The following is a 15,024-nucleotide window of genomic DNA, read 5'->3' as shown; positions in this document are numbered from 1 at the left end:
CAAGGAAGCGCCCCGTGTGAAGTAAACAACACGTCCTTGTGTCTCAGCCGTTAGGAGGAGACGGCCCCGGCGTCCGCGCCGGGGCCGCCGTCAGTCCTCCGCGAGCCCGGTCACCTGGCGGAGCGTGGCCACGAGTTCGGGGCGCCGGTACACGGCCAGTCCGATGGCCGCGCTGAACGCGGCGAGCATGTGCACGAAGACCATGGGATCGCCCTGGGAGATGCGCTCGGCGGCCTCCTCCTCGCCGACGGAGTGCGCCTCCCAGGCGGTGCTGACGGCGAACTCCAGCTCGGGCGGGAGCATCTCGGCGACCGTGCGGGCGACGGCCTCACGCGAGTCGGCTGGCTTCCACACCACGCCGGTCTGCTGGACCCGGCGGCTCAGGAAGGCGGCGATGACCTTCAGCTCCGACATCACGTCGTCGACGTCGTCGGCCGCCTGGGGGATCACCTCGTCGAGTTCGTCCCGGTTGCGGTCGGCATAGGCGCCCACGAGCGCGATCGCGGTGCGCTTGACGTGGTCGGGCAGGTCGGGCGCGGGGGTCTCGCCGTTCTGGGGCACGTTCTCGTCGGAGGGTTCGGAGGACACGGTCGGGTCCCTTCACGGTGCTGCTGGCCGGTGTGACTGCTCCCATCATGCCGCCCGGGAACCGTCCGCGCGTGGCTGACGGGCCGGTGTCCCCTCCCGGCGAACAGGAGGGGGCACCGGCGCGCGCTCAGAACGCGGGACGCAGCGGCAGGTGGGCGTCGGTGCCGTCCAGACGGACGCCGAGGATCTGGTGCAGCTGCACGACGTTGCGCTCGAAGCCGAGCACGCATCCGGCCATGTACAGCCGCCACACCCGGGCGGTGCCCTCACCCACCAGGGAGACCGCCTCGTCCCAGTTCCGGTCGAGGTTGGCGCCCCAGTGGCGGAGTGTGAGGGCGTAGTGCTCGCGCAGGTTCTCCTGGTGGCGGATCTCGAACCCGGCGTCGTTCATCGCGGTCTGGATGGTGCCCGGCCCCTCCAGCTCACCGTCGGGGAACACGTACCGGTTGATGACCCCCTTGGTGTCCATGGGCTTGAGGTCGTTGCGCGGGCGGGTGATGCAGTGGTTGAGCAGGCGGCCGCCGGGGACGAGCTTGGCGTACAGGGACGCGAAGTAGGGGTCCAGGTTGCGCGCGCCGATGTGCTCGGTCAGCCCGATCGAGCTGATCCGGTCGTAGCTGCCGTCGGGGACGTCCCGGTAGTCCATGTGACGGACCTCGGCCAGCTCCGAGAGCCCCTCCTGGGCGATCCGCTTGGCCGCCCAGTCCGCCTGTTCCTTGGACAGGGTGACGCCCAGCGCCTTGACCCCGTACTCGCGGGCGGCGTGCATGACCATGCCGCCCCACCCGCAGCCGACGTCGAGCAGGCGCATGCCCCGCTCCAGGCCGAGTTTGCGGGAGACCAGCTCGTACTTGCGGAACTGGGCGCTCTCCAGCGCGCCGCCCCTCCGTCGCCCCGCACCGGCCTCGGACGACGCCTTCGGCGCGGCGCCCTCCTCTCCCACCCGGTCCAGCGCGCCGTCCTCGTCGTCGAAGACGGCGCAGGTGTAGGTCATGGACGGGCCCAGCACCAGCTCGTAGAAGTCGTTGGACACGTCGTAGTGGTGGTGGATGACCTCGGCGTCACGGCTCTTGGAGTGCCGCCAGCCCAGGGACGCGAGTCTGCCCCGGGTCATCTCCTGCGGTGGCGGTGCCACGCGGTTGACGAACTTGACCCAGCCCACGGAGCGGACGATGCCGACCAGGTCGCCGAGGGAGAGGTTGACCCCCGTGGCGAGGACGAAGTCGGACATGCGCCGCAGGGCGGTGTACATGTCGCCCTCCAGGTCCAGGTGGCCGGACACGTAGGCGCGGGTGAGGCCGACCGCGTTCGGGGACTGGGCCAGATAGTTGACGGCGACCGGCGTGCGCACGTGGAGGGCGACGTCGGAGCCCGGGTCCCCCGCGGAGCTGCCGTCGTAGGCGGTGAAGCGGATGGGCGCGTCGGGGCCGACGACCCGCTCGAAGATCTCTGCAAGCCGCACGTTCTCGTCCTCCCTCTCCCGGGCGCGCCCCTGGAGGGGGCCGCCCGGTGTCTGCGGTGTCAGCGGTTGCGCACGCACTTGGCGTACAGGTCGAGCAACCGTCCCCCGGGGTCGTAGGACTCCTTGAGACGGGAGTAGACGGGCCCGTTGTAGAGCCGCCAGAACTCGTCCTCGGTGTAGAAGGAGTCCGAGTACAGGGACTTGTGGCCGCCGAGCCGCGCGACCTCCTCCTCCACCAGGCGGTTGTGGTGTGCCCGGCGTTGGCGGGGCAGCATGTCGACCAGCCCCCAGAACCCGAAGTTGACGTAGAGGCGGTCGTTGTCGAGGGGGTAGAGCGGCCACACGTGTTCGCCCTCCGCCGTCCGGGACGACCGGGGTTCACGCAGCCGCAGGGGACACATCCACACGGGGCTCATGCCGATCTCGGAGTGGAAGAACTCCAGGAACTCCGCGCCGCGCTCCACACCGACCTCGATGTCCTGGATGAGCGGCTCCTGGGGGCGCCTGCCCCGGTAGTGGTTGAGCAGGCGGGAGAAGTCGGTGCGGCGGTCCCAGGCGACGAGCCTGCGGTAGACGTCGGAGCGCTTGAGGGAGCGCGGCCACAGCGGCCGGACGAGAGGGTGCTGGGTGCCGAAGGCGCGCGAGCACCAGAACCAGTCGGTGTCCCACCGCCACAGGTAGTCGTGGATGGTGAGGTAGTCGCCGGGGCCGTTGCCCGCGTGGCGCCGGATGGACCGGTAGTAGATGTCGGTGCCGGTGTAGTCGCTGGTCCAGGGGGCCTGGTCGGTGAATCGGGCCAGGCTGAGGTAGAGCTCGTCGGGGCCGAAGGCGACCCCGTCCACGAAGTCGACCGGCTGACCGTCGTGCTCGGCGTCGGCGCAGATCCGCGCGAGGGCGTCCATGGCCTCGGCCGCGTCGTGGAACCGCAGGTGGCGAAGGTGCACGTAGGGGGAGACCGGTTCGAGTTCGATCCGCAGGCGCAGGCTGTAACCGAGCGTGCCGTAGGAGTTGGGGAAGCCGTGGAAGAGGTCGGCGTGCTCGTTGTCGCGGGTGGCCGTGACGACGTCGCCGCCGCCGGTCAGGATCTCCATCTCCTGGACGGACTCGTGGGGCAGGCCGTTGCGGAAGGACGAGGACTCGATGCCGAGACCGGTGACCGCGCCGCCGAGGGTGATGGTGCGCAGCTGGGGGACGACGAGCGGCATGAGGCCGTGCGGGAGGGTCGCGGCGACGAGCTCCTCGTAGGTGGTCATCCCGCCCACGTCGGCCAGGCGCTCCACCGGGTCGATGGAGATGACGCCGGAGAAGGCGGACACGTCCAGCGGCGGCGCGGTGGTCGGTTCGCGGAAGCGGAAGAGGTTGGAGGTGGGCTTGGCCAGCCGCACGGGGGCGCCCTCGGGCAGTGCCCGGTACTCGCGGCGCAGCCGCTGGACCGCCGCGATGTGCGCGGCCAGTCCCGGCCGCTGCCCGGTGACGCTGCCCGTGTCCTGCTGTGGAGTTGCCATCTTCCCGCTTCCGGTCTCGGCGCACGTGACGCACGGCGTTGGTCGACCCGGGGCCCGCCGGAGGGATGCGGGAACGGGCCGGCACCCCTCTGTTCTACCTACGGGTAACGGCTTCGTGCTACCCCATTTGTGGCCGTGTCTCTGCCGTACTCCGTTCACCTGGGCATTGTCCGCGCGCCCTTCGAGTGTGGCGTGGAACACCCGGGAAGGAGCGCCACCACGCCGATCGGCGGTGTGCGGGGCGGCGCCGTGGAGCGTCCCGACTAGAATCGGCTGCCGTGCGCATCGTTCTCGTAGACTCCGGCATCGGGATGCTGTCCACGGCGGCCGCCCTGCACGCGGCCAGGCCGGACGCCGACCTGGTGCTCTCCATGGACCCCGACCACATGCCCTGGGGCCTCCGCGCGCCCGAGCAGGTGATCGCGCGCGCCCTGGCCGGGGCACGCGCGGCGTGCGCGGCGGGGGACGGGAACGGTGTGGACGCGGTGGTCGTCCCGTGCAACACGGCCTCCGTGCACGGGCTCGCCGACCTGCGGGCCGAGTTCGAGCCGCGGGTGCCGGTGGTCGGGACGGTTCCGCCGATCAAGCCCGCCGCGGCGGCGGGGGGACCGATCGCCGTGTGGTCGACGACCGCGACCACCCACAGCGCCTACCAGCGCCGACTCATCGAGACCTTCGCCGCCGGGGTCGAGGTCACCCCGGTGGCCTGTGTCGGTCTGGCCGAGGCCGTGGAGTCGGCCGATCCCCGACTGATCGACGAGGCCGTGTCCTACGCGGCCGAGCGGACCCCCGCGAACGTGCGCGGGGTGGTCCTGGGGTGCACGCACTACGACCTGGTGGGCGAGCGCATCACCGCCGCCCTGGGCCGGCGGGCACGGCTGTTCACGGCGGCCGACGCGGTGGCCGCACAGACCCTGCGCCGGATCGGCGACGTCGCCCCGGGCGACCGCCCCGGGCGGGTGTCCGTGCTCGCCAGCGGGCGCCCCTCCCGGTTGCCCGCCGCCGCGCTGACCTATCCGGCGGGGCGAGCACTGGCCACGGCGGCCCCGGCCCCCGGGGCGGCCCGGTGACCGTCACCGTGCGGGGCGCCCGCGGCCAGGGTGCGGACCAGGTCGCGCACCCCGGCGGTGTCGTTGTCGTGCATCAGCGTCTCCAGCAGTGAGAGCGCCGCGCGCTGGTCCCCCGGGCGCTCCCGGACGTGGCGCCACTGCGGCTCGGTGGCCGCGTCGGAGAGCATGAGCGTGCGGCCGACCTGGCCGAGGGCGGTGAGCAGCGGCGTGTCGTGCGGACTGACCGCCAACGCGGCGTTGACCTGCTCCGCCTGCTCCTCGGGGTTGACCTCCTCCGCGGGCTGGGCGCGCAGGTACTCCAGGATCCGGTCGGCGGGGGCCAGCGGCCGAACCGGCGGCATGGCCCCGATCATGGCCCGCACCTCGTCGAGGTCTCCGACGATCTCCTCCGTACGGCCCAACTCCCCGATGAGCCGTTCGGCGCGCCGCGCCGAGCACGTGGCCACCCAGTGCGCGCCGCGGCCCGCCGCCAACCGGGCGGCGGCCAGGGCCAGTTCGGCGCCGCGCCGGGGGGCTCCCACCCGTTCGAAGTAGCGCGACCACGTGGTGACCCGCACGCCCAGCCGCCAGTCATTGCGGACCGTGCCCTGGCACACGAGGTTCTCCACCGCCTCCACCCAGGCGGGGCGCAGGCTCGGGTGGGCCTCGGCCTCCTCGACGGTGGGCAGGGGAACGACGGCCTCGCGGGACGGGTACAGCCCCAGGCGCGCCAGCCAGGACAGCAGCCGTGCGCGTTCGAAGCGGATCAGGCGGCGCAGGGCGACCCGGCGTCCGCCGTGGCTGTCCGCTCCCAGCTCGACCTCGGCTTCGAGCCGGTCCAACGCCTCCAGGGCGTCGGTGTGCCTGTCCTGATGGCGCAGGGCGCGGACCAGCGTGAACACGCCCTCCGCGCCGAGGAAGGCGGGCCCGGTGGCGGTGTGCTCGAACCGCCGCAGGTCGGCCTCGGCGCGGTCCGGTCGGCCCTCGTCGATGAGCAGGTGGGCGCGGGCCAGGCAGAACGAGGGCCAGGCGGGGGTCTGCTCCCACCCGGCCAGCCGGCGCGGTGACAGCAGTTCGGCGCGCTCGGGCGTGGTTCCGGCCGCGTCGATGTTGGCGTGGCAGCGCACGAGCGTCTCCACCGCGGAGACGGGCAGCGATCCGTGCGCGCGGGGGTCGGGTACCCCCTCCGCCGCGGCGACCGCCCGGTCCAGGACACGCCGCCCCTCGGCGAGGGCCCCCACCCGTACGGCCAGGGGCCAGTGGGCGAGGTAGAGCAGTGTCGGCGGCCCGAAGACCCCCGGCACCTCGGCTCGCTCACCGCCCGCCTCGGCCACCAGTCGGCGGGCCGTGCGCAGGGCGGAACCGGCGAGGGCCTCCACCCGGGCCGCCTCCCCCGCCTCGCACAGCTGCGGCAGGCTCATGACCGCCTCGGCGAGATCGACCTGACCGACCGCCCGCAGGCGGCGCGCGGTCTCCCCCGCCCATGTCCACATCGGCATCATCGCTCCCCCTGTCACGCCATGTGAGAACAGAACGTAGCAGCGCGGTGACAGGGCTGTCCGGAAAACGCGTGAAACCGGTGTTCTCCGGGCCGCCCTCGGCCGGCCGAGGGGGCGGTCGGGGCCTAGAATCGGGACCAGCCGCACCCCCCGACGGCGGGGTACGTCGGCGTCCGACCACCCGCTGCACAAGGAAGACGTGAACGCCCATGGGATGGCGAGACCGCTTCGGACTCCGCAAGGCCAACCGCAAGGGCAAGGCCCGCTTCGACCGAGCCGCCGAGGACGACGACATCCGGGCCCTCATCGAGTTCGCCGAGAGCCGGGTCGGGGTGGAGTTCTTCGTCGAACCCGAGACCTTCGCCACCCGGACCACCGCCGTGGCGGTGGCCACCGACGGCGAGTGGATCCGCCGCCGGTGCGGCTCCCCCGACGTGATCCGCAAGGTGGCCAACCGTCTGGCGACGCCCGCCTACGACGTCCAGATCGTCGGATACCCGCAGCGGATGCGCGACTGGAGCGCCCGCAACAAGCGCGGACTGTCCATGGACGAGTGAGATCGGGCACGCCGACCTTCCTGCCCTGGTCGGGGCGAAACCCGCGAGCGGGTCATTTTGGGCATTGATGACGACACCTTGCCGCGACTTCCTCGCCGAACGGGTTCCCTAACGGGTGTCTTCCATCGCATACTCGCCTGGGAGGGGGGACTCTGATGAAGCAGGATCTCACGGCCCTGTGTTGCGAGTGCGGCATGATCCGCGAGGTGAGTGACTACCAGAGCGTGGGCGAGGCGCAGTCGGCCTACGGCGTGGCCCGCTGCGTCGTCTGGCGCAAGTGCCGCACGTGCGGCTACCGCACCTACCACGCCTACCTGCGCGCTGACGAGGACCGCGACGAACTGGAGGACGCGCTGCGCCTGGACGGCGCCCTGGCCGCCGAGGCGTTGGAGGAGGAGGTCGAACAGCTGCGGCTGTGCGGGGTGGAGGTCGGCCACGCCCCCGTTCCCGCGATCTGGGACGGACAGTCCGTCGGCATGGTCACGCAGCGGCTGACCGACCAGGCCTACTCGATCGTGCTGGACCCGGAGGCCTCGGTGGTGTCCCGGCTCAAGCTCATCGACATGATGTGGAACGAGCTGCTGGTCGGCGAACACGACGACCGCTGGTACATCCAGGAACCCGAGGACGACTCCCCCGGTTACGCCATCCGCCTCTTCGGCTTCCGGGACCGCCGCTGACCCCGTCGACCCCGCGGGCCTGGCTCACCCGCCGCACGCGGTGGCGGGTGGGCCAGGCCCGCGGACGCCGGTTCAGCCCGACGCCGCGGCCGGTGCGGCCTGCTCCGACAGGCGGCGCAGCGCCGCCCGGGCCACCGCCGGGTCCGTGGTCCCCCAGTAGGGCGGCAGGGAGGCGCGCAGGAACCCCCCGTAGCGCGCGGTGGCCAGTCGCGGGTCGAGCACGGCGATGACCCCCCGGTCGTCGGTGGAGCGCAGCAGCCGTCCCGTGCCCTGGGCGAGCAGCAGGGCCGCGTGGGTGGCGGCCACCGACAGGAAGCCGTTGCCGCCGTGGGCCGCGACCGCGCGCTGGCGGGCCGAGGCCAGCGGGTCGTCGGGACGGGGGAACGGGATCCTGTCGACGATCACCAGTTGCAGCGAGGGACCCGGGACGTCCACCCCCTGCCACAGTGACAGGGTCCCGAACAGGCAGGCTTGTTCCTCCTCGGCGAACCTGCGGACGAGCTGGCCGGTGGAGTCGTCGCCCTGGCACAGGATCGGGTGGTCCAACCGTTCGCGCAGCGCCTCGGTGGCCTGCTGTGCGGCGCGCATGGAGGAGAAGAGTCCGAGGGCGCGGCCGTCGGCGGCCTCGATGAGCTCGGTGATCTCGTCCAGGTAGGGGTCGGCCAGTCCGTCCCGGCCTGGTGGGGGGAGGTGGGTGGCCACGTAGAGGATGCCGCTGCGCCCGTGGTCGAAGGGTGAGCCGACGTCGAGGCCGCGCCAGCGGGGCTCCCCCGCCGCGCGGTGCGGACCGTCGTCGTCGGGGTCGGGCGCCTGGTCGGGGGTGGGATCGGTCCTGCCCGCGACGGCGCGTTCGGCGGCCTCCTCGGTCACCTCGCGGCCCAGCCCCCACTGGCGGGCCAGGGAGGCGAAGGAGCCGCCGAGGGTGAGCGTGGCGGAGGTGAGCACGACCGTGCGGTCGCCGAAGAGCTTCTCGCGCAGCAGTCCGCCCACACCGAGCGGGGCGACGTGGAGGGCGGGCGGACGGGAGGGGCTCCTGGTCAGCCAGACGACCTCGGTGCGGTCGCGCAGGGGAGGCTCGTAGGACTCCAGGACACTGACGGCGGCGTCGTGGACCTCCCCGAGGGCGGCCAGGGCCAGGCGCCGGTCGGAGGCGGTGTCGGGGTCGAACTCCCCGGAGGACGGACCGATGGCGTTGACGCAGGCGGCCGCGGCGTCGCGCACGGCGGCGACGGCGCCGGCGAGTCCGTCGTCGATGTGGTCGAGTCGGCCGTCGGGGGCGTCGGCGAGCATGAGGCCGAGTCCGTCGGCGCACTCGGCGAGACGCTCGCTGACCCCGGGTTCGACGAGGCGTCCGGCGCGCTTGGCGGCGGTGCTCACCGCGCGCTCGGTGAGGCTCTCCGTCGCCACCGAGGTGGCGCGGTCGACCAGCTCGTGCGCCTCGTCGATCATGATGGTGTCGTGTTCGGGCAGGATGTGGTGGCCCTGGGTCATGTCGATGGCGAGCATGGCGTGGTTGGTGACCACGATGTCCACGCCCTGCGCGGCCTCGCGGGCGAACTCGGCGAAGCACTCCTGGCCGAAGGCGCAGACCCGGGCGCCCACGCACTCGTTGCCGCCGACGGAGACCTGGCGCCAGGCGAGGTCGCTGACCCCGGGCACGAGTTCGTCGCGGTCGCCGGTGACGGTCTCCTCGGCCCACTCGTGCAGCCGTGCGACCTGGCGCCCCAGGGAGGAGAGCTGCCGGGGGTCGAAGAGCTCGGCGTCCTCGGCCTCCTCGTCGGCCGTCTGGAGGCGGTTGCGGCACAGGTAGTTGCGTCGCCCCTTCAGCACGGCGAAGGTGGGTTCACGCGGCAGCAGCGGCGCGAGCGCGGCGGCCAGCCGCGGCAGGTCGCGGTCGATGAGCTGGTTCTGGAGCGCGATGGTGGCCGTCGAGATCACGACGGTGGTCTCCTCGGCCATCGCGTGTCTGACGGCGGGCACGAGGTAGGCCAGGGACTTGCCGGTACCGGTTCCGGCCTGGACCACCAGGTGTTCGCGCCGGTCGACCGCCTCTGCGACGGCGTCGGCCATGGTCGTCTGACCCTCGCGACGGCTGCCGCCGAGGGCGCTCACGGCGGCGTCGAGCAGGGTGGGAACGTCGGGGAGATCTGCCACGGATCGACAGTACCCGCCGCGGGGGACAGCCGGGGCGCCGTCCACAGGGCCCGTCGGCCGGATCCGCGGCGGACCCGGCCGACGGTCTCGGTTCACACCAGGGAGGCGATGACCTCGTCCAGCGCGCCCATGGACTCGGCCATGCCCGACTCCATCCCGGAGGCGACCATCCCGTCGCGGTCCTCGACGGACTGGAAGACCGACTGCGCCGTGTAGAGCGTACGGTCCCCGTCGCTTTCCAGGCGGTGCGTCTCCAGCATCACGTGGCCGGGCATGCCCTCGTACTCGAAGGTCCGGACGAAGTACCCGGGCGCGGTGACGTCGTGAACCACGCCGCGGAAGGCGTGTTCCTCGCCGTTCGGCATCCTCTCCACGACGCGCCAGGTCCCTCCCGGCCGGATGTCGGATCGGTCCACACGGGTCTCGGAGTCCTTGAGGCCCCACCACCGCGCGACGAGATCCGGCTCGGTCATCGCCCGGAAGACGACCTCGCGCGGGGCGTCGAAGCCGCGCCTGACCACGATGTCCTGACGACCGGGTTCCACGATGACTTCGAGGTCACTCATGACCGTCCTCTCCTCCTGTGTCACCCTGCATCCGGCGAAGCTCCCGGTCGAGCCGCCCGAAGCGGTCCTCCCACTGGTCGCGGTAGCGCCCGAGCCACTCCGACACCTGTTCCAGGGGAGCGGTCTCGATGCGGCAGGGGCGCCACTGGGCGTCCCTGCCCCTGCTGATCAGCCCCGCCCGTTCCAGCACCTTCAGGTGCCGGGAGACGGCCTGGAGGCTGATCGGGAACGGTTCCGCCAGTTCGTTGACGGTCGCCTCACCCCGGGCGAGCCGGGCCAGCAGGGCCCGACGGGTCGGATCGGCCAGGGCGGCGAACGTGAGGCTCAACGGGTCATCCGCCATCTGCGTATTCAACCTTGCCGTTAATCAACTGATGTGTTGATTATGGGTCGTGGGACCCCCTGGGTCAAGGGGGTGGGGACGCTCAGCGCAGTCCGGCGAACAGACGGCCGATCTCAACCTCGGCGCCCAGCACGGTCGGCAGCAGCTCGGACTCGATCCAGGCGCGTTCCCCGCCGCGCGCGGGCCGCGAGTGCGACCCCAGGTCCTCGGAGAGCGCGGTCAGGGACGTGCGGATACGGCGGACCCGCCGCAGGTCCGGGGAGTCGGCGGGTTCACGGAGGGTGTGCTCGGACAGGAGGGCGTAGCTGTCGCTCAGCACCTGCTCGATCTTGTCGACCGCGGCGGCCCGGACCACCTGGTCCCACTCGGCCGTGGTGAACGGTTCCGCGACGGGCCGCCGAACGGCGGGGGTCGGCGCGGGGACGCGGGCGGCGGGCGTGGATTCACAGTGCTGACAGGGGGTCGGCGACGACGGTTCGGTCCGGCGGAGGAAGGAGGGAAGGGAGATCCGGGTCCACAGACTGCGCATTGCACCCCCGTGTGTGTCGGTTTTGGGGATTTGTCTGTTTGGACGCGGGTGGCGGCGAACCGGTTCCCTCGCACACGAGGCTTCCTGCCCGATCCGGCGTGCTACGGCCGGGCGGCGCGTCGGGGGTCCCGCCGAACCACAGGTGCGGGTCGCGGCGAGCGGCAGCCCGCACCTGGTGGACCTGACGGGACCTCACCCGCGCACGCGGGGGAAAGCCCCGCATCGGGGGTCCGGGGGTCGTCCCCCAGAAGAAACGACGAGACGACCCGGCGAGCGCGGTCACGCGCGAGCAGGGTCGTCTCGGAGTCACATCGGGGGTCCGGGGGTCGCCCCCCGGTAAACACGAAGGACGACCCGGCGAGGCGGCCGAAGGCCCCCGAGCAGGGTCGTCCTGAGTCCGTGGAGCTATGGGGATTCGAACCCCAGACCTCCTCCATGCCATGGAGGCGCGCTACCAACTGCGCCATAGCCCCGTGTGAAGCGACGGAGAAGAGTCTACAGGATGACGTGGGGTGGAATGACCGGCCAGCGGCGGGCGCCCCGTCCCGGCGCCCGCCGCGTGGGGGTCGGCGCTCAGGCGGCCCCGCCCAGGAGGGGGAAGGCCCGGCCGACGGCGAAGCAGGCGGCCACGAGAACCAGTGTGGCCCCCAGGAACACCGCGTCCCAGCGGTCCGCGCGCAGGGCGGCGAGGCGGATCCGCCTGCCGTCGGGGTGCTCGGCCGCGTAGGTGAAGCCCCGGGTCTCCAGGGCCTCCACCGTGGTCCGCGTCCGCTTGGCCGTGTTGAGCATGAGCGGGTAGAACGCGGCCACGAGCGTCGTGGCCGTCCGGACGGCCACCCGCCAGCCCAGGAACCCCTTCGAGACCAGCGGCGCGGCGCGCAACCGGTGCCCGTCGACCACGGTGTGGAACTCCTCCATGAGGACGGGCAGCATCCGGTACCCGTAGCTGACCCCGAAGCTGAGCATGGCGGGCGCGTGCAGGCTCAGCAGGGCGTCGGAGAGCTTCTCCGGGTCGAGCGAGACGAACGCCGCCATGCTGGCCAGGCTCACGGTCGCCAGCTTCAGGGTGAGCTCGGCCAGCGCCAGGACGGTGCTCGTGTCACCGCCGAACAGCCACGCGGCGAACAGGACGTAGAGGCCCTCCAGGACGAAGCCGATGACGAACAGCCCCAGGATCAGCGGACCGACCCTGCTGAGCACGACGGCGACGGCGCACACGACGAACAGTCCGACGAGCACCGTGACGTTGTGCGTGAACCACGGCACCACGGCGAGGATCAGGTACCAGCCGATCACGGCCCGGGGGTCCCTCCCGGCCAGCAGTCCGCCACGGGTGGCGTAGGCGGTCCTGAGCAGTTCGAGCTTGACCCACTCCACCGAGAGCCGGTCGCGTTCCCTACGCACGCTCGCCCACCTCCTCCGCCGGGACCCCGCCCAGCCGGGTCAGCAGCTCCGGCACCGACAGCGGCGGCGGCGCCACGCCCAGAGCCGTTCCCAGACGTGTGACCTCGGGCGCCACGAGCCCCACGGACTCCATGAGCGCGGTGTCCGCGAACAGTCCGGCCGGATCGGTGTCGGCCGCCACCCGCCCCCCGTCGAGCACGAGGACCCTCCCGGCCCACTCGGCGACCAGGTGCATGTCGTGGGTGGCCACGACCGTGCACCGGATGGTGTCGGCGAGCGCGTCCAGCATGGCGATGACCGCGTCGCGACTGGCGGTGTCCAGGCTGGAGGTGGGTTCGTCCAGCAGGAGCAGCGCCGGACTCGTCGCCAGCCCGATGGCCAGCGTCGCCCTGCGCTGCTGGCCTCCGGAGAGCAGGCGGCCGTCGCGCCCGGCGAGACCGGACAGGCCGACCCGGTCGAGGACGGCGGTGACGAGGGAGTCGGTGTCGGCCCGGCCGCGCCCCCCCGGGAACATGGCCACGTCCTCGTGCACACTGTCCTTGAGGAACATCTGCTCGGGGCGCTGGTACAGGTGGCAGACCCGGTCGGCGAGGGCGTTCGGCCGGACCGTCCGGGTGTCGGTGCCGCCGACCCGCACGGTCCCCTCCCGGGGCACCTTCACTCCGGTGAGCAGGCGCAGCAGGGTGGACTTGCCCGCGCCGTTGCCGCCCACGAGAGCGACGCGCTCCCCGTCGCGCAGGGTGAGGTCGAGGCCGTCCAGGACGACGGACAGGTCCCCGTCGACGTCGCGGTAACCGTGCCGGACCCCGACCAGTTCCGCGACCGCCTCCCCCGGGGGTTCCGGGTCCGTCTCGCGGTCGGCGCGGCGGTCGGCCGGGAGCACCTCCCGCCCCCGCAGCCGGTCGGCGGCCTCCGCCACGGTCAGCGGGGGCGGTGCGGCCGGTTCGAGTCCGCGCGCCACCCGCACCACCTGGGGCGCGGGGATTCCGTGGCGCTCCAGCTCCTCGGCCCGGTCCAGGGCGGCGCGGGTCGGCAGGTGCCAGACGGGCGCGCCGTCGGCCATGAGCACCACGGAACGGGCGTGGCGGGCCACGTACTCCGCGTGGTGTTCGATGACGACGACCGTGGTGCCCAGACGCCGGTTGAGGTCTTTGAGGACCTCGTAGATCCGGTTCGCCCGGGCCGGGTCGAGTTCGGCGACCGGTTCGTCGACGACGACCACGCCCGGGCGCAGCGCCATCACGCTGGCCAGCGCGACCAGGTGCTGCTGACCGCCGGACAGTTGCCAGGTGAAGCGGTCCGCCAGGTGGGCGACGCCGAGCAGCTCCATGACCTCGTCGGTGCGTTCGCGGTGGTCGGGCAGGCCGAAGTTGACGGGGCCGAAGGCGACCTCGTCGCGCACGGTGGGCCGCACCAACTGGTTGCCGAAGTCCTGGTAGACGTATCCGACGAGATGGGACAGGGCGGCGACGGACATCTCACGGGTGTCCCGGCCCAGGACCCTGACCCGGCCCCGGAAGGTTCCCGACCAGTAGTGCGGGACCAGTCCGTTGAACGCCTTGCAGAGGGTGGTCTTGCCGGAGCCGTTGCCGCCGACCACCGCGACGAAGTCGCCGCGGTCGATGCGCAGGTCCACGCCGCGCAGGGTGTCGTGGTCGGCGCCCGGGTAGCGGAAGGTGAGGCCCGACACCTCGACCGCGGGCGCGGAGGTGTCGGCGGGGCCCGGCGCGGGGACGGCTTCGGTGGAGGTCATGACCGCCGCTCCCCCGCCTCGCGGTCCTGGGCGGCGCGCCGCCCGCGCGACCGCAGGACGAACCGGACCGAGACGACCAGCCCGACCAGCACGATGAGCGCGGCGGACACGCCGACCCACAGGAAGCGGGCGCCGTAGAGCTCGACGAAGTCGGGCTCCCACACGCCGAAGTTGTCCACGATCTCGTTGGTGAACGCCGCGATCATCGCCACGAAGGAGAGGAAGACCGCGAGCAGGAGGAACGCGCCGGTCCCGCGTTCGGCGAGGCGGAACCGGCGCCGGGGGTCGCGCGGCGCCAGGCCGAGCAGCGGCTCGATCCGCCCGTGCAGCCGGGGGCCCAGCATCATGGCGGGCAGGACGCCGAACAGGACGCCGCTGATGACGAGGGAGACGACGAAGTCGATCCCCTCCAGGACGAGGACCGACTCGGGCAGGCCGGGCACGGAGTCGGCCTCCTCGACGCCCACCCACACCTTGGCGACGTCCACGGTGGCGGACAGCATCTTGTCCACGACGACCGTGACCACGCTGGCCAGGGCGAGCTGCCACCTGCGGCCCGGGTCGCGGACCAGGCACCCGGCGACGTAGAGGGCCAGGAACATCTGGAGGTATCCCTCCAGTTCCCCGATGCCGGAGAAGTCGCCCATGAGGAGATCGGCGAAGACGATCTCGCCGAGGGGCGCCCCCAGGGCCGCGTACAGCGGGTGGAAGAGGGCGACCATGAGCACGGGGACGAAGGTCAGGTAGGACACGCCGAGTTCGACGGGGCCGACCTCGATCTCGGGCAGGACCTCGGTGACGATGTTCGCCAGCCCGAACAGGGTCATCGAGAGCACGAAGACCATGAGTTTCTGTCCGGAGTTGAGTTCCGGCGGGCCGGAGCGCTCCCGCGGGTCGGGGATCGCGGTGGTGCGGGGGGAGTCGGACATGGCGCG

Annotated in this window: 14 protein-coding genes and 1 tRNA gene; 3 read left to right on the top strand and 12 right to left on the bottom strand. The window is 72.5% G+C overall.

Annotation, left to right across the window (positions count from 1 at the left end; translation table 11 throughout):
- Nucleotides 1-90 precede the first annotated feature (90 nt).
- The 3 genes from DVR05_RS19065 to DVR05_RS19055 form a co-directional block, all read right to left on the bottom strand.
- A complete protein-coding gene (locus tag DVR05_RS19065) occupies nt 91-588 on the bottom strand; it encodes a hypothetical protein (protein WP_116247270.1) in 498 nt (165 codons plus the stop codon).
- Nucleotides 589-715: 127 nt separating this feature from the next.
- Nucleotides 716-2,050, bottom strand: a complete 1,335-nt coding sequence (locus DVR05_RS19060) for a cyclopropane-fatty-acyl-phospholipid synthase family protein (protein ID WP_116247332.1) — start codon at nt 2,048-2,050, stop codon at nt 716-718.
- Between the two features lie 59 nt (nt 2,051-2,109).
- Complete coding sequence (locus DVR05_RS19055) at nt 2,110-3,555, bottom strand: FAD-binding oxidoreductase (RefSeq protein WP_116247269.1); 1,446 nt, start codon at nt 3,553-3,555, stop codon at nt 2,110-2,112.
- Nucleotides 3,556-3,833: 278 nt separating this feature from the next.
- Between DVR05_RS19055 and DVR05_RS19050 the strand changes: the two genes are divergently transcribed.
- Nucleotides 3,834-4,625: a glutamate racemase gene (locus DVR05_RS19050; RefSeq protein WP_198659244.1), complete on the top strand. Its 792-nt coding sequence runs from the start codon at nt 3,834-3,836 to the stop codon at nt 4,623-4,625.
- Here DVR05_RS19050 and DVR05_RS19045 read toward each other — a convergent pair.
- Nucleotides 4,568-6,103, bottom strand: a complete 1,536-nt coding sequence (locus DVR05_RS19045) for a hypothetical protein (protein WP_116247331.1) — start codon at nt 6,101-6,103, stop codon at nt 4,568-4,570. The genes DVR05_RS19050 and DVR05_RS19045 overlap by 58 nt on opposite strands.
- Nucleotides 6,104-6,312: 209 nt before the next feature.
- Between DVR05_RS19045 and DVR05_RS19040 the strand changes: the two genes are divergently transcribed.
- Together DVR05_RS19040 and DVR05_RS19035 are read left to right on the top strand one after the other, a co-directional pair.
- Nucleotides 6,313-6,660 (top strand): hypothetical protein, encoded by a 348-nt coding sequence (locus tag DVR05_RS19040; RefSeq protein ID WP_116247268.1) that lies wholly within the window; start codon nt 6,313-6,315, stop codon nt 6,658-6,660.
- A 155-nt stretch (nt 6,661-6,815) separates the two neighbouring features.
- The gene (locus tag DVR05_RS19035; protein ID WP_116247267.1) at nt 6,816-7,340 is read left to right on the top strand and encodes a DUF6315 family protein; all 525 of its coding nucleotides are present in this window, start codon (nt 6,816-6,818) and stop codon (nt 7,338-7,340) included.
- Between the two features lie 72 nt (nt 7,341-7,412).
- Here DVR05_RS19035 and DVR05_RS19030 read toward each other — a convergent pair whose 3' ends face one another.
- The 8 genes from DVR05_RS19030 to DVR05_RS18995 all read right to left on the bottom strand — a co-directional run bounded on the left by DVR05_RS19030 (nt 7,413) and on the right by DVR05_RS18995 (nt 15,018).
- Nucleotides 7,413-9,494, bottom strand: a complete 2,082-nt coding sequence (locus DVR05_RS19030; RefSeq protein ID WP_116247266.1) for an ATP-dependent DNA helicase — start codon at nt 9,492-9,494, stop codon at nt 7,413-7,415.
- Between the two features lie 92 nt (nt 9,495-9,586).
- Entirely contained in the window at nt 9,587-10,060 is a 474-nt protein-coding gene (locus DVR05_RS19025) for an SRPBCC family protein (protein ID WP_116247265.1), read from the bottom strand.
- The gene (locus DVR05_RS19020; RefSeq protein ID WP_116247264.1) at nt 10,053-10,403 is read right to left on the bottom strand and encodes a helix-turn-helix transcriptional regulator; all 351 of its coding nucleotides are present in this window, start codon (nt 10,401-10,403) and stop codon (nt 10,053-10,055) included. Before DVR05_RS19020 ends, DVR05_RS19025 begins: the two co-directional genes overlap by 8 nt.
- Before the next feature lie 82 nt (nt 10,404-10,485).
- Nucleotides 10,486-10,932 carry a hypothetical protein gene (locus DVR05_RS19015; protein ID WP_116247263.1) on the bottom strand — a complete coding sequence of 149 codons (447 nt, stop codon included), beginning with the start codon at nt 10,930-10,932 and terminating at the stop codon, nt 10,486-10,488.
- A gap of 400 nt (nt 10,933-11,332) precedes the next feature.
- Nucleotides 11,333-11,405 (bottom strand) — tRNA-Ala (locus tag DVR05_RS19010).
- Nucleotides 11,406-11,505: 100 nt separating this feature from the next.
- Complete coding sequence (locus DVR05_RS19005) at nt 11,506-12,336, bottom strand: energy-coupling factor transporter transmembrane protein EcfT (protein ID WP_116247262.1); 831 nt, start codon at nt 12,334-12,336, stop codon at nt 11,506-11,508.
- Nucleotides 12,329-14,089 carry an ABC transporter ATP-binding protein gene (locus DVR05_RS19000; RefSeq protein WP_116247261.1) on the bottom strand — a complete coding sequence of 587 codons (1,761 nt, stop codon included), beginning with the start codon at nt 14,087-14,089 and terminating at the stop codon, nt 12,329-12,331. The genes DVR05_RS19005 and DVR05_RS19000 overlap by 8 nt, the downstream gene beginning before the upstream one ends.
- Nucleotides 14,086-15,018 (bottom strand): cell division protein FtsQ, encoded by a 933-nt coding sequence (locus tag DVR05_RS18995; RefSeq protein ID WP_116247260.1) that lies wholly within the window; start codon nt 15,016-15,018, stop codon nt 14,086-14,088. Before DVR05_RS18995 ends, DVR05_RS19000 begins: the two co-directional genes overlap by 4 nt.
- Nucleotides 15,019-15,024: the final 6 nt, after the last annotated feature.

Origin of the sequence: Nocardiopsis sp. FIRDI 009, from assembly GCF_003386285.1 — a bacterium.
Taxonomy (GTDB): Bacteria; Actinomycetota; Actinomycetes; order Streptosporangiales; family Streptosporangiaceae; genus Nocardiopsis.
The sequence above is the reverse complement of the archived record's forward strand: the minus strand, read 5'-3'. Positions and strand labels throughout refer to the sequence as shown.